General features: G+C 51.6%; 25 protein-coding genes. 6 read left to right on the forward strand and 19 right to left on the reverse strand.

The annotated features are described in order from the left end of the window. Positions 1–25 precede the first annotated feature (25 nt). Complete coding sequence (locus tag JR338_12055) at positions 26–172, forward strand: hypothetical protein (protein ID QRN83118.1); 147 nt, start codon at positions 26–28, stop codon at positions 170–172. A 62-nt stretch (positions 173–234) separates the two neighbouring features. Continuing rightward, the gene (locus tag JR338_12060; protein QRN83119.1) at positions 235–1,155 is read left to right on the forward strand and encodes a polyprenyl synthetase family protein; all 921 of its coding nucleotides are present in this window, start codon (positions 235–237) and stop codon (positions 1,153–1,155) included. Between the two features lie 12 nt (positions 1,156–1,167). Here JR338_12060 and JR338_12065 read toward each other — a convergent pair whose 3' ends face one another. The 9 genes from JR338_12065 to selD all read right to left on the reverse strand — a co-directional run bounded on the left by JR338_12065 (position 1,168) and on the right by selD (position 10,762). Then, positions 1,168–2,127, reverse strand: coding sequence for a tRNA-dihydrouridine synthase family protein (locus JR338_12065; GenBank protein QRN83120.1), 960 nt, complete (start codon positions 2,125–2,127; stop codon positions 1,168–1,170). Next, a complete protein-coding gene (queG, locus tag JR338_12070; GenBank protein QRN83121.1) occupies positions 2,124–3,209 on the reverse strand; it encodes a tRNA epoxyqueuosine(34) reductase QueG in 1,086 nt (361 codons plus the stop codon). Before queG ends, JR338_12065 begins: the two co-directional genes overlap by 4 nt. A gap of 49 nt (positions 3,210–3,258) precedes the next feature. Continuing rightward, entirely contained in the window at positions 3,259–3,894 is a 636-nt protein-coding gene (locus tag JR338_12075; GenBank protein ID QRN83122.1) for a hypothetical protein, read from the reverse strand. Positions 3,895–4,063: 169 nt separating this feature from the next. Then, the gene (locus JR338_12080; protein ID QRN83123.1) at positions 4,064–5,176 is read right to left on the reverse strand and encodes a hypothetical protein; all 1,113 of its coding nucleotides are present in this window, start codon (positions 5,174–5,176) and stop codon (positions 4,064–4,066) included. A gap of 186 nt (positions 5,177–5,362) precedes the next feature. Beyond that, complete coding sequence (locus JR338_12085) at positions 5,363–6,619, reverse strand: ABC transporter permease (GenBank protein QRN83124.1); 1,257 nt, start codon at positions 6,617–6,619, stop codon at positions 5,363–5,365. Next, a complete protein-coding gene (locus tag JR338_12090) occupies positions 6,616–7,830 on the reverse strand; it encodes an ABC transporter permease (GenBank protein ID QRN83125.1) in 1,215 nt (404 codons plus the stop codon). Before JR338_12090 ends, JR338_12085 begins: the two co-directional genes overlap by 4 nt. Continuing rightward, on the reverse strand, positions 7,823–8,734 hold the full coding sequence (locus JR338_12095; protein ID QRN83126.1) for an ATP-binding cassette domain-containing protein: 912 nt from the start codon (positions 8,732–8,734) through the stop codon (positions 7,823–7,825). The genes JR338_12090 and JR338_12095 overlap by 8 nt, the downstream gene beginning before the upstream one ends. A gap of 184 nt (positions 8,735–8,918) precedes the next feature. After that, on the reverse strand, positions 8,919–9,509 hold the full coding sequence (locus JR338_12100) for a nitroreductase family deazaflavin-dependent oxidoreductase (protein QRN83127.1): 591 nt from the start codon (positions 9,507–9,509) through the stop codon (positions 8,919–8,921). 74 nt (positions 9,510–9,583) lie between these two features. Next, positions 9,584–10,762: a selenide, water dikinase SelD gene (selD, locus tag JR338_12105; GenBank protein ID QRN84436.1), complete on the reverse strand. Its 1,179-nt coding sequence runs from the start codon at positions 10,760–10,762 to the stop codon at positions 9,584–9,586. Between the two features lie 1,333 nt (positions 10,763–12,095). Between selD and JR338_12110 the strand changes: the two genes are divergently transcribed. From JR338_12110 to JR338_12120, 3 genes are read left to right on the forward strand one after another with little or no spacing between them, the layout of a single operon-like run. After that, the gene (locus JR338_12110; GenBank protein QRN84437.1) at positions 12,096–13,613 is read left to right on the forward strand and encodes an ABC transporter ATP-binding protein; all 1,518 of its coding nucleotides are present in this window, start codon (positions 12,096–12,098) and stop codon (positions 13,611–13,613) included. Positions 13,614–13,618: 5 nt separating this feature from the next. After that, positions 13,619–14,848 carry an ABC transporter permease gene (locus tag JR338_12115; GenBank protein QRN83128.1) on the forward strand — a complete coding sequence of 410 codons (1,230 nt, stop codon included), beginning with the start codon at positions 13,619–13,621 and terminating at the stop codon, positions 14,846–14,848. Next, the gene (locus JR338_12120) at positions 14,848–15,765 is read left to right on the forward strand and encodes an ABC transporter permease (protein QRN83129.1); all 918 of its coding nucleotides are present in this window, start codon (positions 14,848–14,850) and stop codon (positions 15,763–15,765) included. The genes JR338_12115 and JR338_12120 overlap by 1 nt, the downstream gene beginning before the upstream one ends. A gap of 334 nt (positions 15,766–16,099) precedes the next feature. On the opposite strand, the gene JR338_12125 is transcribed toward JR338_12120, so the two are convergent. The 7 genes from JR338_12125 to JR338_12155 form a co-directional block, all read right to left on the reverse strand. Beyond that, positions 16,100–17,314 carry a BMP family ABC transporter substrate-binding protein gene (locus JR338_12125; protein QRN83130.1) on the reverse strand — a complete coding sequence of 405 codons (1,215 nt, stop codon included), beginning with the start codon at positions 17,312–17,314 and terminating at the stop codon, positions 16,100–16,102. Positions 17,315–17,428: 114 nt separating this feature from the next. Beyond that, positions 17,429–18,730 (reverse strand): MFS transporter, encoded by a 1,302-nt coding sequence (locus JR338_12130; protein QRN83131.1) that lies wholly within the window; start codon positions 18,728–18,730, stop codon positions 17,429–17,431. 11 nt (positions 18,731–18,741) lie between these two features. Next, complete coding sequence (trmD, locus tag JR338_12135) at positions 18,742–19,494, reverse strand: tRNA (guanosine(37)-N1)-methyltransferase TrmD (protein QRN83132.1); 753 nt, start codon at positions 19,492–19,494, stop codon at positions 18,742–18,744. A 68-nt stretch (positions 19,495–19,562) separates the two neighbouring features. Continuing rightward, positions 19,563–20,186, reverse strand: coding sequence for an inorganic pyrophosphatase (locus tag JR338_12140; GenBank protein ID QRN83133.1), 624 nt, complete (start codon positions 20,184–20,186; stop codon positions 19,563–19,565). Positions 20,187–20,254: 68 nt separating this feature from the next. Further along, positions 20,255–20,608 carry a hypothetical protein gene (locus JR338_12145; protein ID QRN83134.1) on the reverse strand — a complete coding sequence of 118 codons (354 nt, stop codon included), beginning with the start codon at positions 20,606–20,608 and terminating at the stop codon, positions 20,255–20,257. Positions 20,609–20,689: 81 nt separating this feature from the next. Further along, on the reverse strand, positions 20,690–20,899 hold the full coding sequence (locus JR338_12150; GenBank protein QRN83135.1) for a hypothetical protein: 210 nt from the start codon (positions 20,897–20,899) through the stop codon (positions 20,690–20,692). Between the two features lie 41 nt (positions 20,900–20,940). Continuing rightward, positions 20,941–22,359, reverse strand: coding sequence for a trypsin-like serine protease (locus JR338_12155; protein QRN83136.1), 1,419 nt, complete (start codon positions 22,357–22,359; stop codon positions 20,941–20,943). 165 nt (positions 22,360–22,524) lie between these two features. Between JR338_12155 and JR338_12160 the strand changes: the two genes are divergently transcribed. Then, positions 22,525–23,412, forward strand: coding sequence for a radical SAM protein (locus tag JR338_12160; GenBank protein ID QRN83137.1), 888 nt, complete (start codon positions 22,525–22,527; stop codon positions 23,410–23,412). Positions 23,413–23,467: 55 nt separating this feature from the next. Here the strand turns inward: JR338_12160 and JR338_12165 are convergent, their stop codons facing one another. From JR338_12165 to JR338_12175, 3 genes are all read right to left on the reverse strand, one after another. Continuing rightward, the gene (locus tag JR338_12165) at positions 23,468–24,310 is read right to left on the reverse strand and encodes a hypothetical protein (GenBank protein ID QRN83138.1); all 843 of its coding nucleotides are present in this window, start codon (positions 24,308–24,310) and stop codon (positions 23,468–23,470) included. A 144-nt stretch (positions 24,311–24,454) separates the two neighbouring features. Further along, positions 24,455–25,480, reverse strand: coding sequence for a hypothetical protein (locus JR338_12170; GenBank protein QRN83139.1), 1,026 nt, complete (start codon positions 25,478–25,480; stop codon positions 24,455–24,457). Then, the gene (locus JR338_12175; protein QRN83140.1) at positions 25,480–25,836 is read right to left on the reverse strand and encodes a PadR family transcriptional regulator; all 357 of its coding nucleotides are present in this window, start codon (positions 25,834–25,836) and stop codon (positions 25,480–25,482) included. The genes JR338_12170 and JR338_12175 overlap by 1 nt, the downstream gene beginning before the upstream one ends. Positions 25,837–25,859 lie beyond the last annotated feature (23 nt).

The following is a 25,859-nucleotide window of genomic DNA, read 5'->3' on the forward strand; positions in this document are numbered from 1 at the left end:
TCCCGATAGAAAGGAGGTGAGACTGATGAAAGAATTTTACAACCAGCTTCAACAAGCTGAACAGAAGCAAGATGCCAGGCTATCTCAATTGGCCAAAGTTTGTAAGACCGAATTGAGTGAAATTCTGGCGAACAATTCGTTGGATCCCTGGACCTGGTGGACCGAGGAATAGAATTGACTGGATGTGCCGGTAATTTTGCCGAATTATCGGCACTCCCTCAGGAAGAGAGAAAAATGTACCAAAAGATCACACAATATTTACAGGATGATGAATTTATTAACCCATGGCCTGACCTGATGCAGTTTGTCATTAGGATTATAAACGATAAACCTAAGCATATTTTAATCCCGGGTTTAATTGCGGCGGCTTATGATGGCGTAATTGAAAAGCAGGTTATGGCGAATGCATCTCTCACATTGCTCTTCTCCGCAATTATCTCTGTGGATAGTATTTTGGATGGCGATGAGGTTGGTCCAACGGCGGGGCATTCTTGTGGTGAGCTTGCCAATACGAGCCTTGGTCTGGCTGGATGGGCGGCCCATGTCCTCAGAAGGCTCTCGGAGGCGTCGCATCAATATAAAGATGGTATTGAGACAATTTCCAGGGTGTTATATCAGGTTTCGTTCGGTCAGGCTTTGGACGCAAGTAACCCTGAAACGGAAGAGGCCTATTGGCAGCTGGCAGTGATGAAAAGCGGCGCGTTTTTCTTCGGGGCGTTCTCACTGGGCGGTCTCGTGGGTGGCGCCTCTGCTGCTGATCTCACACGCTTATCGGCGCTGGGGCAATATTACGGTGTGATGCTCCAGCTCCATGATGATCTGCGCGACGCCCTGGAAGCGCCGGCGAACTCAGATTGGTTGAATGGGCGTTATACCCTCCCGATCCTTTATGCACACTTGGTGGATCACCCGGAACGGGAGCGTTTTGATGCCATTCGGCTGCAGGTTACTGACAGCCTCAAGTTGGAAGAAGCCCAATCCATTCTGATTCGGTCGGGAGCCTTAAGTTACGGTTTATATCAAATTCAGATGCTGGATGAACAAGTGGCAATGGAACTGGAAGGGCTGAGCACTATAAATGATGGCGAGATTCGGCGAATGTTCGCGGAATTGGTTCGTCCGGTTGAGCAGTTGCTGGATGTTGTGGCTGTTTAATCGAGTTGAAGTTTAGAGAAGGGAGAAGATCCGGGTGATTTCCGAATGAACGACATCCTGATCTTTTTCTTTTAATAGAGCAAGCAGCTCCTCGCGGGGAATGGAGTAGGGCGCAAGGTAAGCTTTCAGATATTTTCGAAAAGTAATTACTCCCTGTTCACCGTAATGGGCCACGATGGTTTTGAAATGGGTCAAGATGGTTTGCAGTGCGTCCTGCGGACTCACCTGATCCCGGTCCAGGCGGCTGAAGATCCAGGGGTTGGACACAGCCGCACGGCCAATCATTACCGCATCACAGCCGGTTTCCTGCTTGATCCGCTCAATATCCGCCACCGTTACAACGTCACCGTTGCCAATCACCGGAATATGTAAGGCTTGTTTGACCTCTCTGATTGGTTCCCAGATGGCCTGACCTCGATAGGCTTGTTTGCGCGTCCGGCCATGCACTGCAACCATTGCGCCACCGTTATCTTCAATGATTTTTGCTACCTCAAGATAGTTCAGTGAGCCATCATCCCAACCCAACCGGATCTTGCCAGTCACGGGGATGGTGAATTCACGGGTCATGAGTGCGAAGATCCGGGCGATATCTTCGGGCTTGCGCAGTAGGGCCGCACCAGCGCCACGGGAGGTCACGTTTTTGGATTGACACCCCAGGTTGATGTCCAGAATATCAGGTTTGACATCTTCGACCAATGGGACCGCTGCAGTGAGCATCCTTTCGGGGTCGTTCCCGAGGATTTGGAGGGAGACCGGGCGTTGATCTTCGGTGAAGATGGTTCGCTTGGGGTAGCGGGGATTGTCTTCAATCACATCCAGGGCGTTGATGAATTCCGTCACGACCATTGCTGACCCCAACCCGCGGCAAAGTGCACGGAAGGGATTATCGGTGATTCCGTCCATGGGCGCCAGGATCAGGTCCCCAAAAATAGGCACGGAGCCGATCATGAAGGTGGGTTCTTTGGTGTTCATTTAGTTACCACCTCGTCCATGCTTTTAGAGGTGGTTTCCTCAATTTTTCGGATGGCCCAGTGGCAGGCATCCAGCAGTCCTTCATCGGTTTCATTTTTCAGGACATTACGCAATACTGGCAGGGCGGCTTGGGCTTGTTGATTTCCCAATACCAGGGCGGCATTTCGTAATAAACCCACTCGTTTGGTCCGCTCGATGGGTGTGCCGCCAAAGCGTTGTTTGAAGCCGGCATCATCCACTTTGAAAAGCGAGATCAGGTCCAATGCGGAGGCGAGGCGATTTTCACCAAGGACATAAACTTGATCGGGCGTCAAGGCGTTGTGGGGGCACACCATTTGGCAGATATCACAGCCAAAGGCCCAATCGCCGATCAGCTCTTTTTGATCGTCGGGGATGATCCCCTTGTGCTCGATAGTCAGATAACTGATGCAGTGCCGGGCGTCCAGTGAGCGGTCAGGGAGGATACATTGGGTTGGACAGGCCGTGATGCAGCGCTGGCAGGTTTTGCAGAGATCTCGGGTACAGGGGCTATCGACCGGCAGGGGAAGATCGGTTAGCATTTCAGCAAGGAAGAAGTAGGAACCCGTGCCCGGTACGATCAGGCAGGTGTTCTTTCCGGTTTGTCCCAGCCCGGCCGTCACCGCAAAACTGCGCTCTAAAATTGGGCCGGTATCTACATATCCCTTGAGCTGTACGGGTTGGTCAGTGTTTGATTTGATGAATTGCTCAAGCTGATCCAGTTTTTCCCAAATCTGGTCATGATAATCTTCTGTTTGGGCATATGCGGACACGCGCCCGTAACCTGATGGCAGTTGGTGATTGTCTTTTGAGGGGGGGCGATAGGGCATTGCCAGGCTGATGACCCGCTGGCAGTTTTCGAGGATCAATTCGGGGTTACCGCGTTTTTGGATGGCATCTTCGCGGGCAAGATAGCCCATTTTGCCGTGATACCCCTGTTCGATCCAGGCTTGATAACGCAGGTAATCCGGGACCGGAACAGCCGAAGTCACACCCATATGGTTAAAACCGAGGCGAAGGGCCTCGGTTCTAATTTTCTCTTTCAAGTCCAACAGGGCAGACACGATTGATCCGTCCTTCGCTTAATCCAGGGAATTCGGTAAGCTTTGATTCTTATTTGACCTCTAAAATGATGAAGAAGAAATAAAAAGTCTCACCATTGGCATTTTTCAGTACCCAGTCACTTTGTTTGGTTCCGGTTGCTTCGGGCGCTACGAAATCAACGCTGATCTGCACGTTTGTTCCTGGGGGAACCGAATAGGGCAGATAGATTTCATCTTCAGCGCCCATCTGGTCACCGGATAGGAAGCTGATGTAATAGCCGGTGGTCCAGGTGGACGTGCCGGTGTTTTCGATGGTCCAGGTCACCGTGAATGACTCACCGGGGGAGAAAACGGTGTTGTCGGGTGGATCATTGGCCCGCCAGGCAGCTTCGTCGACACCGTTGATCGAAACGGTCGCCGTTGGATCCGTTACCGAAACGGTTGCAGAGACGGTCGCGGTGATTTCAGCAGTGGTTTCCTCGGCTGTGGCCGTCATGGTTGGGGTTGGGGTCAACTCCGGGGTGGGGGTTTCGGTCGGGACGGCTTCCGCTGTCATTGTGGCCTGTACGGCCGCAGTTTGGGCAAAGGCAGTCTTCTGAGCATCGATATCCATTTCAGGTTCTTTGTTGCCGCAGGCTGTGAGGATCAGGCTGACCATCACAAGGGCAGTCAGAACGAATAGCTTACTTTTTGTGCTTTTATTCATTGGTTTGAAATACCTCCGAGCCAACTATGGTTATTAGCGTTGGTCAATCATCAATTGTAGGTTATGAGGAAAAAAAGTCAAGGCAGGTTATTTATTTGTGATTAATAATAAAAAAATAAAAAAACCGGCGGTGGGGGGACACCGCCGGTCAGTTGGTCCTGGTTATGGCTCAGGGTTCGATCCGGGGAGATACCCAGAGGGCTTCATCATTCGATGGGCTGCCATTGGCTAAGACCACCAGGATGAACTGGACTTCCTTGCCTGCCAGGCTGCTCAGGTCCACGCTGACTTTGTTGTAGGTGCCATCCTGAACTTCATGCCAGGTGGCCAGGGTCTTCACAGATTCCCCTTCCACCTTATATTTCAGAACAAATTTGACATCGCACGCCTCGGTGCTGTTACAGCCGATGAGGGCTCGGAAATACACACCGCCAGTGATTGAAATGGGTGGGTAGATACCCTGAACCCATCCATCGGTGACCATTTCAGGCTGCATCACAATCCCAGGTTCGTTTTCCGAGACGCCGTTCTCCAATTGAGGGACATTGGCCTTGCGGACCCAGCCTTCGGTGTCACCGGAGCTGCCGGGGCAGGTCAGGTTGCCTGCACCGGAGGTCCATTTAACATTGGAAGAGCAATATTCTGCTACGAAGTCATATAGGGTGCCTTCCACGTCAATCTCAACCCAGAAGGTGCTGTTCTTGGTGCCAAGACCGAACAGGACGCCATTGGCATTTCGCAATTTGAACTCTCCCCGATGGGTACCGGCAGCATAGGGCGCTTCCAGGTCCATGGAGACAACCACGGATTCGCCCGGTTTGACTGTGCCGCTGGTCAGCTGCATTGAAGCCGGTGCGTCCATAGAGTCACCGGAGACAAAGACCACGTCGAAATTGTTGTCCCAATTGCAAGAGCCGGTATTCTTCAGCGTCCAGGTTTTGGTAAAGGACTGGCCGGGTGCGTAGTTCTTGCCATCCGGGATGGTTTCAGAGGTAAGGCTGGCCTGATAACACTCTGCCTGAGCGGTATGGGTGGGGCTTGGTGTGGCGGTGCTGGACGAGCCGGTGTTTCCGCCGGGGGTTATGGTGACGGTGGGCGTAATCTGGCTTATTGCTTCATTGGTCTGGGCAATGTTGGTCTGTTGGGCCTGGACGGTCTGAGCAGCAGCTGTATTTAAGGCATCCACCTGAGAAGTCGGCGTTGGATTTCCAGGTAAGTTGCAGCTTGACAGCGTGAGGCTGAAAATGATAATGAAACTGATAAGTAGCCAATATTTTTTCATTAAATACTCCTCCTGACAGCAGTGAAGATGCTGTTTGGTTTAATTATATAACAGAGTGGTTAAAGGACGGAAAATTGAGAAGTATGGTTCCATTTTGGATAGTTTTTCACCTAAGTGCATATTATACAGGTAAAGGGTGCCTGATTTAGGCACCCTTTGTAGTTGTTAGTTCAACGGCTTTGAAACTTAAGCGGTTTCTGTTTTTTTACCGAATAATGTGCGCAGGTAAAGCCCCACGCTGAATTTCTTCCCTGTAAGCAGAACCTGAGCCCGGAACATGCCAGACACGGCTCGGACCAGAAAGATGACCGTTGCCAGCAGCAAGCCGATGGCTGTGAGAATCTGCCAGATCGGAACGGAAGTGACTGATATCCTGGTGACCATCGCGACCGGCGCTGAGAACGGGAACAAGCTCAGGATCAACGGCAGGGTCGCATTGGGGGTTTCGATAATCATGCTGATCAACATCAGAGGGATCAACATTGGCAGGATGATGATGATCGTGGCCTGAGAGGCTTCTTTAATATTGGGAACCAAGGCACCGACCCCAGCCATGATGGTCGCATAGAGGAAGTATCCTAACAGGAAGAAGAGGATACTCCAGATTAACAGGTCAGGAGGTAATTGAAGGTTGGCGGGGATGTTCAGCGTGGTGCCGCCCATTCTGAGCATCAGGAAACCTGCCCCCATCCAGATGGTTGTCTGCAGCAGACCGACCAGGGCCAGACCGATAATCTTACCGATCAGCAGTTGCCGGGGAGCTACAGAACTGAGCAGAATCTCAATGACCCGGTTTTCTTTTTCTTTGGCCACGCTGGTCATCATCAGGCTGGCAGAGGTTATGATCAGGACATATAGCAGCAGGGTTGTGCCATAGGGTAAATAGAAGGCAAAAGGACTACTCATATCTCGGTCCACTGTTTCGGGGGCCAAATTGATTACTTCTATGTATAGCGGTTGTGAAAAAACGCCGAATTGTTCCGCATTTGCTCCCAGGAGATTGTAGCGGAGCACGCTTTCCATGACGCTGCTGGATTCCAGACTCGTGAAAGGACTGAATTCTTGGTTGATGAGACGTACTGAGCCTGTTTCAAGGATATCTGATTCGATCACATAATAACTCTGAATATCACTGGATTCCAACGCGGCTTTGGCTTGTTCTTCATTATCGAAAGCAATGAAAGTCTCAGGATCAATCCATTCCGGGAGCTCAATGATGATTCCAGCTTCGTCAATATAACCTTCAACCAGGGCGGCTGACGACCCGGACTGGAACAGGCCGCTAGTGTCTGTTGAATCACCGCTGTCATTTCCGCCAAAGAGGTTGATCCCAAAAAGGATCAGTGCGGGCAGCAGGGGGACCAGGATCAGTGTGATGAGAAATGACTTTCGGCTGACGGTGTTGATGAATTCTGTTTTAAGAACAGTTAGTGTCTTGTTCATTTTTCTGTCCTCGCCTTCAGGACTTCTTTGATAGAGAGTTTCTTGCCATATTGCAGCATACCCAGCCGGAAGGCCTTGTTGGCAAACAGGATTGCCAATACGGCGAAGATGACAAGAATGATCACGTTGATCGCAATCTGCCAGGCAGGGACCACAGTGAAGGACATCCGCATCAGGATGGTGATGGGCGATGTTAGCGGGAAGTAGCTAAGTACCATTGCCAAAGTCCCGTTGGGATTCATCATGATCCCGGAGGCTGCATAGATGGGCGCCATGAAGAGCAGCGAGACCATCCCTGAGATCTGTTGAGCTTCCCGCATTTCGGTCATCGTGGAGCCGATGGCGGACATGATTGCTGCAACCATCACGAATGATGGCAGCAAGAGTAATAACAGTATGGCGACATAATTCGGTGGAAGCGAGAAATCCTGCAGGAAGGGCCAGAAATTTCCGGCTATTTTCATTCCTAACCAGGTAAAAACCAACCATACCACCAGTTGAGTCAGCCCCACGCCGATATTACCAAGGATCTTACCGGTCATTAATTGGCTGGGAGAAACAGAGGTAATTACGATTTCCATCGTACGATTCTCTTTTTCTTCAACCACAGCTTGCAGCAGGTAGCCACCGCTGGTCATTACGACCACCATCATCATTATGCCGGCAACATAGGGCGTGAAGGCGAGATACCATTGGTCGTCGCCCATCTGGCGGCTGCCATCCGCTGACTCCAGCGAATAGGAAAAACCTTCCGATAGGCGGTTGATTACTTCTGGATTGATGTCGGCATTTTCCATCAGGGTGAACCGGACAAAGTCTTCAAATTGATAGGTTATGTCCGAATCCGGCTCCTCAAGATAAATCAACTCAACCTGTGTGTTTTGAGGATAATCTGAGGGGAAAATATAGTAGGCCTGAATCGTGCCGGCATCAAGTTCAGCCTGGGCCTGGTCCGCATCGTCATAGGGAATGAATTGGATCGTTGGGTTGAAAATATCCGAACTCTCAGGTATCTGAACAGGATTTGCCAGCGCTCCGGATGGATCAACATAGCCAATAGGCGAAGAATTAATTCCAAAGCCGGCAATGAGCAAAGCAACCCCAACCATGACCACTACGACTATGGGCAGGCTGAGCAGGCTGAATAAAAACCGCTTGTGAAAAACATGCCGGATGTATTCATGTCGGATGATTTGCCAGAGCTTAAACATAGCCGTTTCCTTTTTGTTCTTTGACGACCTTGATAAAGATCTCGTTCAAAGGTGGGACGGCAATTTCAAACTCGTTCATCTCAACGCCCTGGTTGATGAGACCTTTGAGTACCTGATTGGGATGAGCGTTTTCATCCAGGACCAGCCGGTATCGGCCGTTCAACTTTTGGATTTCCTTGACGCCCTCAATGGATTGGGGCAAGGGGGTGAGCGGCGTCACGAGAATGTCGTGGGATGAGAAATTGCTTTGGATTTCAGGCAGTGTGCCATAAAGCAGGCTCTCACCTGCATCAATCAGCAGGATCCGATCGCAGAGTTCTTCCACCTGATTCATCTGGTGGGTGGACATGATGATGGCTTTACCTTCATCCCGTTTGGTTTCCAGCATGTCCTTGACCATTTCGGTGTTGACCGGGTCCAGGGCCGTGAAGGGCTCGTCGATGATGACCAGCTCGGGATCATGCACCAGGGTGGAGATCAACTGGGCTTTTTGCTGCATTCCTTTGCTCAGTTCCTTGACCTTTTTCTGGCGGGAATCATAGAGCTCGAAATGTTTCAAATAGTCTTCGATCTTGGGCGTCGCGATGGATTCTTCCATCCCTTTTAGGGTGGCGAGGAATACCAGGCAGCGTTCCAGGGGAATGTCTTGATAAAGGCCGCGCTCTTCCGGCAGGTAACCAACCTTGTTCTTCTTTTCCTCGCTCATTGGGCCACCCAGGACGCTGATGCTGCCTGAATCGGGTTTGAAGATATCCAGGATCATTCGGATGGTGGTTGTCTTCCCTGCGCCGTTGGGCCCTAAAAGGCCGAAGATCTCACCAGGTTGAACGTCAAAACTCAGGTCTTTAACAGCCTGAGTATCTCCAAATTTCTTGGAAATGGTATTGACCGATATAATTGCCATGTTTTTTCCTCTCATTTATTAATTAATAAGACGTGCTGTTTTTATTTTATTCGAGCTTGTTTCCTGAAAGCTAATATTTTCTATGGTTTTCTCGCTTTGATTAATTTGAGGCATGAATTTTCGCCGTCAACCCCTCTATCCTAAGGCCCGGTTGGCGGTCATTTGGAGTGATTATCGGGATAGGTTATTTTTTACGGGATAAGAGCCACCAGAAGGTGATCTCGAAGGCCAGCGCCAACAGGATCAGAGGCCAGGCCCAGTAGAGATCAACGGCCAAGGGTTCGGGGCAGGGTTCTTCAGTCGGTTCGAAGATGACCACCGGCCACTCACGGATTTGGGCCTGGATTTTGGGATCATCGAGCTGCTCAACGATCTCTGGGATCACCAAAGCGGGCACCGGGCTTTCCTTGAGATAGTCCATTGCGCCTTGCCATTCCTCGGCCGTCTCGGGACGCCGGGCGAACATGGCATGGGCGCCCTGTGCGGTCTGCAGGGTGACATAAGGGTGGGCTTTCAGGTTTTGGTACCAATCCGGGTCGCGTTCAAAACCGCTAATGGCATAGATAAAGTCGCCCTGGCGGAAATATTCGATCGGCGTCCGGCGGACTTTGCCAGACTTCCGGCCGAATGTGGAGATGATCATGATATATTTGCCAAAAAGTTTCCCCAACCCAAGGCGATATAGCAGGATTGGTGTGCGATAAAGTTTGCGGATAATGGCATTACTTGGATAGGGAATCGGATGGGGCGGTTCAACCTTTGATTCGACAAGCATCAAGACCTCCTGGGCCTCAATTACAACCTGTATATTTAATATAGTTCCGTAAATTCCATTATATCACAAACAAACTAGCCTTTTATAACGTTAATCTGACCTTTACCTAACTGAGTCATGTGGCCGATCAGGGCTGCCTGGATATTCTTATCTGCCAGGGCAGCCAGGAGGCCATCGGCTTCACTGGCGGGCAGGCTGATCAACAGGCCGCCTGAGGTTTGGGCATCGGCCAAAAGGATCTGGTCAATGCGGGAGAGGCTTGGGTCAAAATTTACATGGGGACCAACAAAAGCCAGGTTGTTGAGGGTGCCGCCGGGGATGACCTCCATCTCAGCCATCTGACGGGCTTCGGGCAGGATCGGAACGGCGCTGAGGTTGATTTCGGCATCCACGCCGGCGCCTTCGGTCATCTCATGGAGATGCCCCAGCAGGCCAAAACCGGTTACGTCCGTGCAGGCGTTGACCGGGAAGGCAGCCATACATTCCGCGGCTGTCTTATTCAGCCCTGCCATGATCTCAATTAGTTTGGTTTGAATGCTGCGGTTTACCAATCCCTGCTTGAGGGCGGTGGTCAGTATGCCAAGGCCCAGCGGCTTGGTGAGGATCAGGGCGTCACCGGGTTTTCCGGTGCTGTTGCGGATCACTTTATCGGGCGCAACCAGCCCGGTCACAGCCATGCCGTATTTCGGTTCGAGGTCGTCCACTGTGTGCCCACCGAGGATTGTAATCCCGGCTTCGGAAGCCTTATCATGGGCACCGCGCAGGATCTCTTCCAAAACTTTGAGCGGAAGCCGGCTGGAGGGGAAGCCCACGATATTCAAGCCAAAGATCGGGGTTGCACCCATCGCATAAATATCTGAAAGGGAATTGGCCGCTGAGATGGCCCCAAAGGCATAGGGGTCGTCAATGATCGGTGTGAAGAAGTCTACTGTCTGTACCACGGCCAGGTCATCCCGAACCTTATAGACTGCCGCGTCGTCATTGGTGGCGGCATCCACCAGGGCATTCGGGTCAATGCTGGGAGGCAGGTTCGCCAGGACCTTCTCAAGCGCCTGGGGCCGGAGCTTGCAGGCGCATCCCAGACTGGCGGTGAAATGGGTCAGCTTGATATCTGTCAGATCATCAGAGAGGATTGTCTGGTCACTGACACTGTCCGGCAGGAGGGGTTTGAGTGATTTCACTATGATCTTCACTGCCCGGTCAATTTCATCCGCTTTGGTATGGCGTCCCACGGAGAAGCGGACGGTGCCCATCGCATAGTCGATCGGCACTTTCATGGCGATCAGAGTGTTGGAGAGGTTAATCTCGTCACTGTGGCAGGCCGCACCAGCTGAGGCAGCCACCCGGTCGCTCACTTCTGCGAGGAGGGTGTTGGCCTCAATCAGGTGGAAAGCCAGGCTGAGAGTATTGGGCAGGCGTAAGTCCGGGTGCCCGTTGAGCAGGAAGCTGCCTTCCGGCAAGGCTGCCTTTAGGCCTTCATGCAATTTATCCCGCATGGCTTTGAAATGAGCCATATTGGCCTCAAGATCCTGCGCAGCGATCTCAGCCGCTTTGCCCAAACCGACGATCTCCAGCACGTTTTCAGTGCCGGGCCGCCGGTCTGATTCGTGATTAGCGCCGTACATCAGCTTGTCCATTTTCAGCCCGGTACGGACGAACAGAGCGCCGATGCCTTTGGGGGCGTATAATTTGTGCCCGGCAATCGAGAGCAGGTCCACGCCCAGCTCCTGAACATCCACCGGCAGCTTGCCCATCGTCTGGGCTGCGTCGGTATGGAAGACAGCCCCGGCTTTGTGGGCGGCTTTAGCGAGTTCTCGGATGGGTTGGATCGTGCCGACTTCGTTGTTGGCGTGCATAATGCTCACCAGGATCGTCCCGGGGGTCAGGGCTTGCTGCAGGTCTTCCACGCTTACTCGGCCAAATTGATCAACTGGCAGGGTGGTGACGGTGAACCCCTGGGTTTGCAGGTAATTGCAGACCTCGGTCACGGCTGGGTGTTCAATGGCGCTGGTGATGATGTGACGGCCCTTATCACGGTTGGCCAGGGCGTAGCCGCGGATGGCGTAGTTGTTACTTTCCGTCCCGCCGCTGGTGAAGATCAGCTCCGTGGCCTGGCAGTTGATCGCAGCGGCCACCTGGCGACGGGCTTTTTCAACCGCCAGTTTGGTTTCGACCCCGAAGGGATGTGTGCTGGAGGGGTTGCCGAAAAATTCGTATAGGTATGGCGCCATCTCATCCGCAACTTCCTTCAGGATGGGCGTTGTAGAGTTATAGTCCAGGTAAATGGGATGCGAAGCGTTCATTGAGGCACAACTCCGTGATATTGATTGACTTAGGTTTAATTATACTCACCCCAGAAGTCAAAAAACCGGGTTTCAGTTGAGTAAATGACGGTGAAAATTAATAATCAAGCGTTTTTACCCATTTTATCGACCCCTTAGGTCTGCGAGGCTCTGTGCCCATCACCCCCATTCTGATTTCGTTTATTTTATTAGGTTTATCGTTTATAATTGTTTATCAACTAGACGCCCGTTAGCGAGCGAAAAAGGAGTGATGAATTTGGCGGAAGTGGAATATATTATCGAAATGCTGAATATCACCAAGGATTTCCCAGGTATCAGAGCCAACGATAACATAACGCTCCAGCTTAAAAAAGGGGAAATCCATGCCTTACTTGGCGAAAACGGCGCTGGTAAAAGCACTTTAATGAGCGTACTCTTCGGCCTTTATCAGGCGGAAGAGGGAATCATCAAGAAGAACGGCGAAGTTGTTAATATCGCGAATCCAAATGACGCTAACGATCTCCACATTGGCATGGTCCACCAGCATTTCATGCTGGTTGAATGTTTCTCAGTGTTGGACAACATTATCCTCGGGGTTGAGCCGACCAAGGCCGGTTTGCTTCAGGAAAACGAAGGCCGGAAGAAGGTCGTTGAGCTTTCTGAAAAATATGGCCTCCATGTTGAACCGGATGCGCTCATCGAGGATATCTCCGTCGGGATGCAACAGCGTGTTGAAATCTTGAAAATGCTTTATCGCGATAACGAGATCCTTATCTTTGACGAACCCACCGCTGTGCTGACGCCCCAGGAAATTAAAGAACTTATGGAGATTATGCGGAACTTCACCCGTGAGGGAAAGAGCATTCTCTTCATCACCCATAAGCTGCAGGAAATCATGGATGTTTCCGACCGTGTGACGGTACTCAGGCGTGGTAAGTGTATTGGCACAGTCAATACAGCGGACACCACGGTTGAAGAACTCTCCTCGATGATGGTTGGCCGCCCTGTAAGCTTTGTGGTGGATAAAGCGGATATCGAGCCGGGTGAAATTATCCTCGATGTTAAAGATCTCACCGTCCCCTCTCGTCTCCATAAGAATAATGCTGTTAAAAACGTTTCTTTCAATGTACGCCAGGGTGAGATCGTCTGCCTTGCGGGTATTGAAGGCAACGGCCAGGACGAGTTGGTCTATGCCCTGACAGGCCTTGAAAAGCAGTCGGATGGGACGATCACCCTCCGCGGGCAGGATATTTCAAAGGCCTCCATTCGCGAACGTTCGGTGGATGGCATGAGCCATATCCCAGCGGACAGGCATAAATATGGCCTGATCCTCGATTACACCTTAGAAGAGAACATGGTACTTGAGCGTTTTTGGGAACCGGAATTCCAAAAGAACGGCTTTATCAAATTTGACGCCGTCCGGGCCTATTCGGACAGACTTATTGAGCAGTACGATGTCCGCTCTGGTCAGGGCAGCACAACCCTTGTCCGTTCAATGTCTGGGGGCAACCAACAAAAGGCAATCGTGGCCCGGGAAATAGACAAGAATCCCGAGCTTCTGGTTGCCGTGCAGCCTACCCGCGGCCTTGACGTGGGGGCGATCGAATACATCCACAAGCAGCTCGTGGCCCAGCGCGACGCAGGAAAAGCAGTTTTGCTCGTTTCTCTGGAACTGGACGAAGTTATGAACGTTTCCGACCGCATCCTCGTTATGTACGAGGGCGAGATCGTAGGCGAATTTGATCCCAAGAATACTACTGTCGATGAACTCGGTCTCTATATGGCCGGCGCAAAGCGCAACATCGAGAAGAAGGGAGCTTAGCTAAAGTGAAAAGGAAGAATGGCTCCCCATGGTTGGGAGGAGACAGGCTAGCGTCGATTGGCGCTTCCTTTATATCAATCATAATCGGCCTCCTTTTTGGCTTCTTATTCCTCATTGTATTAAGCCTTATCAACAGCGGCGGTGAAGGCTTCATCTCAGTCATCACCAATGCCTGGAAATATGGCTTCAAACAGATTTTGATGGGTGGCTTTTACCTCCCACCGATTAGCATTGGCCAGGAGATAGCCGCCACTGCTCCGCTCATCCTGACCGGCCTTTCCGTTGGTTTTGCTTTCAAGACCGGCCTTTTCAATATCGGTGCAGCAGGGCAATACACTCTGGGCGCTTTTGGGGCTCTGTTCTGCGCTATTGTCCTCGGCCTGCCCTGGTGGGCTTGTCTGCTCGGGGCGACTCTCTTTGGTGCGCTCTGGGGCGCCATCCCAGGCATTTTCAAGGCCTATCTCAACATCCATGAGGTCATCACATCCATCATGTTCAACTGGATTGGCCTCTATGCCGTCAACACTATCATGTATGGCGGCGGTACTGGTGTGATGTATGACTCCACCAAGACCAAAGTATGGGACCTGCGTTCCTTGTTCCCCGCTTCGGTTATTCCCAATATGGGATTAGCGGCATACTTCAAAAACAGGTCAACGACCATTGCGATATTCCTCGCAATCGTAATCGCAATAGTTATCTACATCGTCATTGATAAAACGACCTTCGGCTATGAATTAAAAGCCTGCGGTTTCAACAAGAGTGCAGCCAGATATGCCGGGATCAGTGAGAAAAAGAACATCGTTCTCTCAATGGTCATTGCGGGTGCGCTTGCAGGTTTTGGTGCTGGGCTTTTCTATCTCTCAGGTATTGCCGAATGGAGACCATTGGATTCCACAGCGTTGCCGGCAATTGGCTTCAACGGTATTGCCGTCGCCCTGCTGGCCTCCTCCAATCCGATCGGTACGATCTTCTCCGCACTGTTCATTTCGCACATCACGACAGGCGGAAGCCTGATGAATTCCCAGTACTTTCCACCTGAAATTGCGGACATTATCTCGGGGATCATCATTTATCTCTGCGCGTTCTCACTGCTCTTCAAGCAGATGCTTATGAAGAAGCGTGGTTCTCAAAAGCTTGCCGTTGATTTAGTTGACGTTACAGTGAAAGAACCACAGCAAATAGACAGCTTCCTCCCTGAGGAAGAAGTTGACGGAAAGGAGATTGACGACTAATGCTGCTCACGAAATACACTCTCCTTTACTCTATGGTTCTTATGCTCGTGGCCCTCGGTGGCGCTTTCACTGAACACAGCGGTGTGATCAACATCGCGCTCGAAGGTACTATGACCATTGGCGGCCTCGTTGGCGTTCTTGCGCTGGTCGTTCTTCCTGCGGGAACCCCGGCTTTTACGGTCGTCCTGGTATCCGTTCTGGCGGCAGGAATTGCAGGCATTCTCTACACCTCACTTCTGGCTTTCGCTTCGGTAAACCTGAAGGCGGACCAAACGATTGGCGGTACGGCGCTGAACCTTCTTGCTACCGCCCTCGCTGTGGTTGTCGTCCGCAGGTTCAACTTCGGTACTCAATCTGCAAAACTTACTTACAACAACGAACCTTTCCTCTTCGATATCGGGGACCTGACGGTCAATGTTTTCCTCTTCATTGGCCTCGCCCTTCTCATCATCTCAATCATTGTGATGTATAAGACCCGCTTTGGCCTGCGGCTGCGCGCCTGCGGCGAGCATCCTCAAGCGGCGGATTCAGTCGGCATCAACGTTTACGAAATGCGCTGGTGGGGCGTACTCATCTCCGGTTTCCTCGGCGGCATTGGTGGTTTTGCCTATATTGTCCCAGCTGTTCAAACCTGGAACTTTGAGGTCGGTGTAGCAGGTATGGGCTTCCTTGCGCTGGCAGTGATGATCTTTGGCCAGTGGAAGCCAGGCAGAATTTTCTTTGCCGCCCTGTTCTTCGCGATCTTCAAATCAATGGCAAACATTGCGGACTCGACTATCCTCGCCGCACTGGAGTGGCCGAAGGAAATCTATAACATGATGCCCTTTATCGCCTCAATGATCATTCTGGCATTTACCTCGAAGAAGTCCCGTGCGCCTAAGGCGGAGGGTATCCCCTACGACAAAACCGGTAGATAAAGGTTGTAGAAAAAGCAAGAGGACGGAAGTGTGGACAACACTTCCGTCCTTTTTTGTTGCGTGGGTATTTGCCCCGTTTAAATATCAAGGGCCAAATTCTGCCTTTTGGATGAGGTGAGATTAGCGCTTTTTGTTTTCCGCCTGGATATTAGCCTGACTTATTTTCCCCTATAGTCTATTTTGTTGGCCTTCTGATACAACATTGATCGAGAGGTTTCACCAGAACTTATGGTCCCTCTATTTTCAAGAGGTCGGATTTCATTTACCTTGGAACTAGTTAAATAAAAACATCCGGCTGGATTACAGCCGGATGTTTGTTTTACGTCTAGATATATTACTCGATAACGTTCACGGTGGTGAACTCGGAAACCTCAGGCAGAACGGAGGCATCGGAGCTGTTGTCGATTTCGATGGTGCCATCCATGATGGCAGCTTTGACAGTTTCGTATTCTTCGACGGTGAAGGTGCTGAAGTTCCAGGAACCATCAGCAGTAGGAATACCAACATAGTCGCCTTCGGTCAGGGAGAACTTCAGGAACTGGCCGCTGTAGCTGGCCCAGTTACCGGCCTGCAGTTCGGCCAGGGCGGTCTCGGTTACGTTCTGGAGACCCTTCATGGCGGAGGTGACGAATGGGTTGTAGGCATAGGTACCAGCTTCAACGCCCGCTACGCCGATAAAGTTCTGGTCGACGTCAACGCCGATAACCATACCGTCATAGTTGAGAGCAGCTTCGATGGCTGATGTGTAGATACCGCCACCGCAGGCGAATACAATCTCGGTCCCAGCGGAATACCAGCCGTCCATCTTGGCGGTGATGTTTGCATCGCCGAAGAACTGGCCACCATAGGTGTAGTTGATCTCAATGTCAACGCCCATTTCGGCAGCAGCATCGTCAGCACCCTGGATGAAGCCATAGCCGAAGCGTACGACAGCGGGAACGGCCATGCCGCCCAGGAAACCAAGTTTGGTGTAGCCATCTTTGACAGCACCGTAACCAGCCAGATAGCCAGCCTGTTCCTCAGCAAAGGCGATACAGGTGGTGTTCGCGGCGGGTTCGTAATAGGTCACATAGTCGTAGGTCAGGTCGCCGGAGGCTACGTCGATCGCGACGAAGTAGACATCGGGATACAGATCCATAACCTCGAGCAGTGTTGTGCCGAAGAGGTAACCGGGCATAACGATGACGTTAGCGCCTTCAGCAACAGCCTGGGTGATGGAGATCACGCGGGCATCAGTGCTGTCCTCAGTGGGCTGATAGTAGGTATATTCGATACCGTTTTCAGTGCACCAAGCCTCAACACCCTGCCAGGTGGCCTGGTTAAAGGACTCGTCATCGATGGTTCCAACGTCTGTCACGAGGGCAACCTTCTTGATGATGGGTTCGGCGGTTACTTCGGTTTCTTCCACAACCGGAGCATCAGTAGCGTCGACTACAGCTTCTGTCTCTTCAACGGGCGCAGCAGTCTCTTCAACTTCGGGGGTGCAGGCGGCAAAGAACATGCTGCCGACAACCAGGATTGTCAAAACAACTAATAGTTTTTTCGACATGAAAAATTCTCCTCCTATAGAGTAGGTGATTATTTATGGCTTGGATTTAAGCCATATAGAGTAAGTATAATGGCGAATAGGTGCAAGGACAAGCGTTAAATTCGCCTTTAACAATTATTCTTCTTGTTGAACGACCTCTGTTTTGGCCTCTCCTTTATGGACGCCCATCATCATCAGGAAAGCAAGAACAAGGAAGAGAGGGGCAATGGCCATCATCAGGCGGTAGTTGTTTCCGGATAGCTGGATCGTCCAGCCAAAGATGACTGGGCCAACCGTGGCTGCAACCTGGGAGAAGAAATAGTAAAGGCCGGTATAGGTGCCGATATGATCGTCATCCGTCATATCCACGACCATCGGCAGCGAGTTGACATTGATCATTGCCCAGCCGATGCCTGCCACCATAAGCAGAATCGAGAGGACATAGAAGCCGGAACCCATCAGAGAGGCGAACTGGATGGTCAGGATCTCTGCGGGGAAAATGTACATCAGGACTACGCAGGCGATCATGGTGACAATACCCGCCATGATCACACTCTTGCGTTTGAGTTTACTGGCCAAAATCCCGGCTGGGACAGCCATGATCATGAAGACCAGGCCGATATAGGAGATTTGGAAGGCACTATCACCGCTGGCCAGGCCGAGGTGTTTTACGCCATAGAGTGTGAAGAAGGTTTCAAGAGCGTTGTAGGCGATGAACCAGAAGAGGATGGCCAGCAGGATGAACATCGGGCTTTTGTCTTTTTGAGTAAAGACATTGGCGATATTCTTCGTGACTTTTTCATCCATACCGGTATCCTGGCCCTTGGAGGCCAGATGCAGTTTTGAGGCTATGTATTCTTTCGGTTCCTTGATGAAGATCAGGACCAGCAGGGCAGCGACAACCACCAACGCTCCACCAAGATAGAAGGGATAACCGGGATTGATGTCATAGAGAGGCCCACCGATTAACGTGGCCAGGACTGTGCCTAAACCGCCCATCAGGTTGATGATCCCATTTGCTTGGGAGCGGCTGCCCGAGGGGGTGATATCAGGCATCAGTGCCACAACGGGTGTGCGCCAGAAAGCCATCGCCAGCAGCAGGGTCACGCAGCTGAAGATGAACAGAGGCAGGGCATGGGCGGAAGGAATGATGCCGAACATCGCAGCCGCAAAAGGTGCGCCAACGACGATAAAGGGCAAGCGCCGCCCGATTGGTGAGCGTAAGCGGTCGGAAAAGACGCCCAATGGGGGTTGGATGATGAGGGCTGCAATATTATCCAGAACCATAATAAAGGCAATAAAGCCGGCTTCAAGCCCAAAGCGCTCATCCAGGATGAGGGGGACGAAAGCGTTATAAACGGACCAAATGACGCTTACGCCGAAAAAACCGAAGCCTAATAAAAATGTTTTGAGGTAGTTCGTTCGTTTCGTTTCCATTGAATCTCCAATTATTGATGAGGGTTGAGGTCAGTTGGGTCATAGCCCAGCTCTTTGAGGAAAGCCCGATCCTTTTTGCTTAGGTCCGCATGCAAAAGGAGGTCTGGGCGGTGTTGCAGGGTTCGGCGCAGTGATTCCTGACGACGCCAGCGGTCAACTTCAGCGTGGTTGCCTGAAAGCAGCACATCCGGGATGCCCCAGCCGCGAAATTCGGGTGGGCGGGTGTAGTGGGGATATTCCAGGAGCCCGGTGGCATGTGAATCATCCGTGGGGGCTTCCGGGTCACCGAGGACGCCGGGAAGCAGCCGGGTGATGGCATCAATCAGCACCAGCGCGGGCAGCTCGCCGCCGGTCAGGACATAATCGCCGATGGAGATTGAGTCCGTCACGAGATGTTCCCGGATCCGTTCATCCAGGCTTTCATAGCGGCCGCAGAGAAAAGCCAGGTGCTCTTGCTCTGCCAGCTCAAAGGCGATCTTTTGGGTGAAGGGCCGCCCCTGGGGAGACATGAGGATCACGGGACACTCCGGTGGGGAACCGAGAACAGATTCGACTGCAGCGAAAATTGGCTCCGGTTTCATCACCATCCCGCCGCCGCCGCCATAAGGTGTGTCATCAGCGGTGTGGTGCCTGTCAGTGGCCCAATCGCGGATGTTATGGGTTTGAACCTGTAACATACCAGCTTCCTGGGCGCGCTTGAGGATGCTTGTATTAAGATAGGGGGGGAATACTTCAGGAAAGAGCGAAAATATATCAAAACGCATGTCAAGATTCTAGCTTGAAGCCAGATTCCTGACAAGCGTTTTTCGGGGGAATATTACCAGAATGGGAATTAATTGCCGAATTCTTCCTGATAATCCAGCATGGCAGCCTCAACGATCTTTTGGGCTTTCTCGTGACCGCCCACGTTGAGGATTTTGATTAGCTGTTCTTGCCCGGGCAGCATCTTATAGGTATGGAAATAATGGGTCAGCCTTTCCACGATGATTTCAGGCAGTTCGCTGATATCCTGGATCTGGCCATAGATATTATCGTTGCTCAGGACGGCGATGATCTTATCATCCGCCTCTTTATGATCGAGGAGCTGGATCACACCAACCACGACCGCTTTGAGGAAAATCTCACCCCGGTTGATCGGCCGTTCACTGATCACACAGATATCCAGCGGGTCACCATCGCCGCGGAGGGCGCCTTCTGATAGCTCGCGGACATGTTCACCGCAATAAGTGCGGGGGATAAAGCCATACAGCGCGGGCGGTAGTGAGGAGGTGCGTTGGGGCCTGTCCACAAAGATATAGCCGGTCTCCTTATCGACTTCATACTTGATTGAGTCGAAAGGCGTGATTTCGATAAAGGCATAGACGTTTTTTGGCGGCTCAGGGCCGGTTTCCAACCCGTGCCAGGGATGGGGACGCCAACGGTAAAACGGCTTGGGAAAATGGCTTTGTTTTTCCATAATTCTTCCTTACTTAGGTCGTGGGGGTCTGGAGTTCAGGTGCGATGGAAGCGCTTTCCTTTTGACTATTACTGGATAATATTTAAGCCTAGAAGATCGAGCCCCAAGAGCGGCAGCCCGAAAATGACCACGCAGGCGCAAAGGCAAAGTACTACCAGCACCACGATCAGGATTATCCACCACTTTGAATTACCCTGTTTGGCCGGTTTATCGACGCTAGTGAAGGTGGGCTCACTGCTACCTTCTGAGCCCCAGCGGTTAGGGGCGTCTGCTGTGGCAGGGTCCGGTTGAACAGCGCCCCAGCGATTGGTTGTTTCGGCTTTGGGCTCCGGCATCGGGGCAGGTTCTTCCGGTTTGCTCCAATCTTCGGCTGAAGCACCCATGAATTCATCATAGTCTTTGTCGTCAGGAATGTGTCCCATTTTTATTTCTCCTATTGATTAGTGGATCGCTTCTTCTATTGTACACAAAGTGATGGCTGGGGGTAAATGGGTTGGTGGTTTTTAATGAAGGGGGATTGGACGGAAATCGAATACCAATAAATTGAAGCAGAAGACCCGCATGAGCAGACAGGCTGCAACGATGATCAGGATGACGGCCATCCAGCAGGAAACAGCTTTTCTGGGCGCTGGCTGCTCCTCAAGGAATTCGTCGTCGTCATCCTCTATTGACACAAAGGGTTCATCTTCGGGGGTATTATATTCAGGCGGCATGGAGCTATCCAGGTTGGATGAAGCGGAGTATCAGGTTGATTTTAATACCAAATGGGGAATAGGTAATTGGAATTATCCGAATCGAAAACCCAGATGGGTTCAGGTTGGAAGTAATTAGCGCCATTATCGTCTGGGTTGGCATCGCTGAAATCAACGATGGTGCCAATGAAGAATGTCCCACCGCAGGTCTCAGAACCATGCAGCACTTCGGGGAGGGTGAGTGGCTGGTCCAATATCACCCGGACACCCCGATTGGCTTCAAAAGTCCCTTCATAGCTGGCTGTGCCTAGGTAAGTGTCGCTTGTTGTGATGATGTTGTCCATGGAAAGGTAGATATCCACCAGATACGTTGCATAGGGCAGGGCGGAATTGGAGTAATTCCAGAGGATGAACTCTAAATCGGTCAGCGCCTGGCCGGGGAAGTTCCACTCAGGCCCAGCCCGTACAAAGAAGGTGGTTAGATTGCCGCCATCTTCTTTGGGCTGCCCATCCTGGATGAAGGTGCGGATCGCATCAAATTTCTCATAAGTGATTCGTGTAAGCATGATGTCTGTGCCGCCAGCCACCGAGGAAATGACACCATAGGCAACACCATTTTCCGCGTTCAGGGTGGCTCCGTCCCAACCGGCGTCAAAATTACCGTTCAACTGTAATAAGTCGTCGGAAGCAGCAACAACCGAGACCTGCCCGGACCAGATGGCCATGTCTGCGCCGTGATAGGGCGCTGATTCTGGATAGCCGGCGATGGTGAAGGTGCTGTTGGTGAAGAAAGTATCATCAGCGAAAAATCCAGCGCCCAGCCAGCCGACTTGTGCGCCGAGAGGATAGCGCAGTTTGATCGCTGCCAGGTCATATTCAGCCAGTTGATTATCAGTCCAATCGGTCCAGGTCAGGATGGTTTCGTAACCGCTTCTGCCTGCTGGGGCCTCGCCGTCTTGATAGGCAGGAAGAGCCTCGAGATCATCCACCCAGCAGGAGGAGTCGCCCGGACTGCAGTTCTCCAGAATGAAGGTGAATATACAGTGGGCGGCAGTGAGCACATATTTAGCGTCCACCAGCGTGCCGGAACAGGTGGAGGTCAGACCCGAGGGCCAGTGCGAGATGATCTTCACCGTGGCGGCATAGGGCCAGAGCGAAGGGTTTTCTACTGGGGAGGGATCGGATGCGCTGGTGATGAAAGGTGTGAAGGGTTTGTAGTAAGCCGTTGCACCGAAGTCACAATCCGCACCCGAACAGGGAGCCGGATGGGGGTGGGTTACTGGGACGGGGTCCTCAAAGTTCTTAAAAACCAGCGTCCCCTCAGATTCCTGGGGGGAAGAGGGGGCGGATTGTTGAGCTTTGACGGGGTGTGTGGGAAGGAGGAGGGTGATGAGTAGGAGACAGGTCAGAATCCGGACCGCCCATGAGCGACCAGATACTGACTTTCGCTTTTTTTGAGCTCCTGCTGCAACCTGCTGCATAAGTTTGTTTTCCCGGACTAGGGTTCAATGGACAACGGAATATCAAATTCATCTTAACGTATCTTAATCTATAAATCAAGCCAGCCTTATTACAGTTTAATCACAAAAAACTGGATCACAGAGAAAGGCTCTTTGCATCTAGTAAAATTCCGCTAAAATGGAAGGATGGAACGGTTGAATTATCGGGAAGTGACGGTTAAGGGCATCCTCAATCCAGTGCACGGGGAGGATGATTGGTTTGGCCTGTCCTATAATATGAATCTTTACCGGGGCTGTGAGCACCAGTGCATTTATTGTGATACACGCAGCGCTTGCTATCAAATTGAGAACTTCAATGATGAGGTGTTGGTCAAGATTAACGCCCTCGAGCTGCTGGAAGATGCGCTGCCACGTAAACGCAAGGTGGGCGTGATCGGCTTTGGCTCGATGAACGATCCCTATACCTATGCCGAAGATCAGTATGGGCTGACTGGAAAGGCCCTGGAAATTGTGGCGAAATACCGGTTCCCGGTGCATATCATCACGAAATCAGATAGGGTTCTCAAGGACCTGGCGACCTTGAAGCGGATCAACCAGGTGAAAGCCAGGGTGAGTTTCACGGTTACCACAACCAAGGATGCCCTGGCGGCCAGGTTGGAACCCGGTGCGCCTTCACCCAGTCGCAGGCTGGCAGCGATGGCGCGTCTGGCGGAAGCGGGGATTGAGACCGGTGTAGTGATGATGCCTATCCTGCCCTTCATTGAGGATTCGCTGGAAAATATCGAGTCGATCGTGCTGGCGGCCGCAGCACATGGGGCGGCATATATCATTCCCTCTTTTGGCGTCACGGTGCGGGAGGGCCAGCGGGAGCATTTCTACCGTAAACTGGATGAACAGTTCCCGGGGGTGCGGCAGCAATATGAACGGGCTTTCGGCACCAGTTATTTCTGCCCAGCCCGGAACGTTCGGCAGCTGGAGCGTTTGTTCACTGATCTTTGTGCCCGTCACAAGATTGCGACCAGGCTATCCCCCTATCCTCCAAAGCCGGCGGCTGAACAGCCGCCATTATTCTGATTGAAACCAATAACGGGCCACCATATGATGGCCCGTATGTTATATCCGGTTTGTTTTAGTTGAGTAAATTGCTGTCGATCAATTTCATTCCGCTCTCATAACCCGTGAAATCATCAGCCGTTTTGATCAGGCCCACGCCTTTAACGTACCAGGAGCTGGAGCCGAAATTGACGCTGGTCATGGGGAATGTTGAACCGTTAAGATCCATGGTCATCGAGATATCGCCGACGCTATCCACCCGGTAGGCCTCGGGGAAGGTGCCGGCTGGGGCGGTGACTTCTTCTATGGCTGCGATTATGTAATTGATGGTCACGGTGGCTTGAGCGGTGGTGACGATGCCTTCCATGTTGATATCGCTCTGGAGTTGGTAGGTGGCTGTCCATTCATAACCGACCTCAAAGAGATCTTCGGCCGGTAGGGTTTCGCCCTCCCAGGAGAAGGTATTAAAGGTCATTTCAACGCCATCCTCACCGCTGGATTGGTTAAGGAAATCCACCTGGGCGAAATCGCCGACCAGGAGGCCGTCATCCGAGCAGAACCAATCCACTGAAAGCACCAGGTCACTTTCAGCGAAATCCTGGGACAGGGTAAAGTTTTCTTCCGTGACATCGGTCACGGTCATGGTATAGCTCTCTCCGGTGGAGAGTTGGTAGGTCCAGTTGGCCCCTTCGGAGATCGGGAAGAAGGGATGGTAGCAGTTGGAGGTTGCGTCCATCACGGCGCTGTCATCCTCGGTTGGCATGGGTTCTTCTGTGGAAGGGTTGGCTTCCATAACGGCTTCCGATGATTCCATCACTGTGGTGTTATGTTCGGTTTCAGAGGTTATGTCATTCGGGCTGCAACTAAACAAGAAAAGCGCGCTAATCACCAGAATGATGGGAATCACTTTCTTTTTCATGTTATTTCTCCTTAAATTATTCTAATTACTATCTAATTAGGAATAATTATACAGGAGTTTAGCCTTACATGGAATTATCCATTTAAACAAGGAAGGGCGGCCATTTGGCCGCCCTGGGAGAATTGGATGTTTTCATATGCCCTATCAGGCATCAATTTCAATATGAGCTTTGTGTCCTTTGATGAAACCAACGTAGATCCGTTTGATCGTTTCCACGACCAGGCCAAAGATCGCCAGCCCGAGGAGGACCCGCACCCCGAGGTTCATATAGTGATTGATGGTGTCCACGGTCAGTGTTGAATCTATGCTGATGCGCTGCCAATCGGCTGCCTGCAAAGTGAGGATGGCGGGGCCGGTCAGGATAGCGAAGTTCACAGCCATCTTGAGGAAGTTGATCAGGACCTTGGCGCCGGTGGCCATCTTATCCCAGACGCCCTTGTTGAGCAGGTAAAGATCCAAAGCGATGTCGAGAATGACATAGATTGTGATGGCGGGGATGTAGCGGAGGAAATTCTCATTCAATATGGGTGAGGAAACCCAGCCTCGGCTATCGAAGAAATAAATTCCAATTTTGTCAAGGAAGAAGTTGATTAGCACCAGGAAGATCATTGAGAAGGTGATCTCGATGGCCATTTCCACAACCTTTACCCGGTCATGGTCTTCTTCCTGCAGGAGATCTTCAGGGTCCCACTTCTGGTTAATTTTGACCTTCATCTCATCCGGCGTGGTGCGTTCGATGCCTGCGAAGGAGAGGGTTACGATACCAAAAGCCATGAAGAGGCTGCTCATCAGTGAGCCAACGACCTCCAGAATAGCTTCCAGCATGCCGCTGTCGAAGCCGGTCTGGTTGACGATTGCCACGATCAGACCGATCACATTGAAAGCGCCAACAACGATCAGGACGATACGCAGTACCTGGAGATAGGCTGGGAACAGCTGGGGGCCAATCAGGTAATTGCGAGTGCCATATTGGATGGCAACCTTGCGGGGTGAACCGAATTCCCGCAGGACCTCTTTGACGGTTTCGTCATCGGCCGCTGCGCCCGGGTTTGCGTTGCGATCTTCGATCATGTCCATCAGCGTGGAGCGGATTTCTTTGAGGATATCTTCGCGGTTCCGCTGGGGCAGGTTTTGACGGATTTTATCTAAATACAATTCCAACAGTTTCATTATTCGTTCTCCTTTTCATTTTCAAGCAAATTATCTACGGTCGTTTTTATCCGACCCCACTCTATCTTCATCTCACTCAGCACCTGGCTGCCGAAGCTGCTCAGGACGTAGTAGCGCCGAGGTCGGGATGTGTCGGTCCGCCAGTTGCTTTCCAGCAGTCCTTGTTCTTCCATCCGGCGGAGGAGAGGATAGAGGGTTCCCTGGTCAACCAGCATACCCTGGTCTTCCAGGCACTTCATCAGGGAGTAACCATATTGCTCCGTGTGAAGCTGGCTGAGCACTGCGAGGACGATCACGCCCCGGCGAAGCTCCTGAACAAGATTTTGGGTCTGTTCTGATATTGTGTCACCCGTCATACTGTTTAACCTTTCGTAATGTT

It is taken from the genome of Chloroflexota bacterium, assembly GCA_016887485.1.
Lineage (GTDB): Bacteria > Chloroflexota > Anaerolineae > Anaerolineales > Anaerolineaceae > Brevifilum.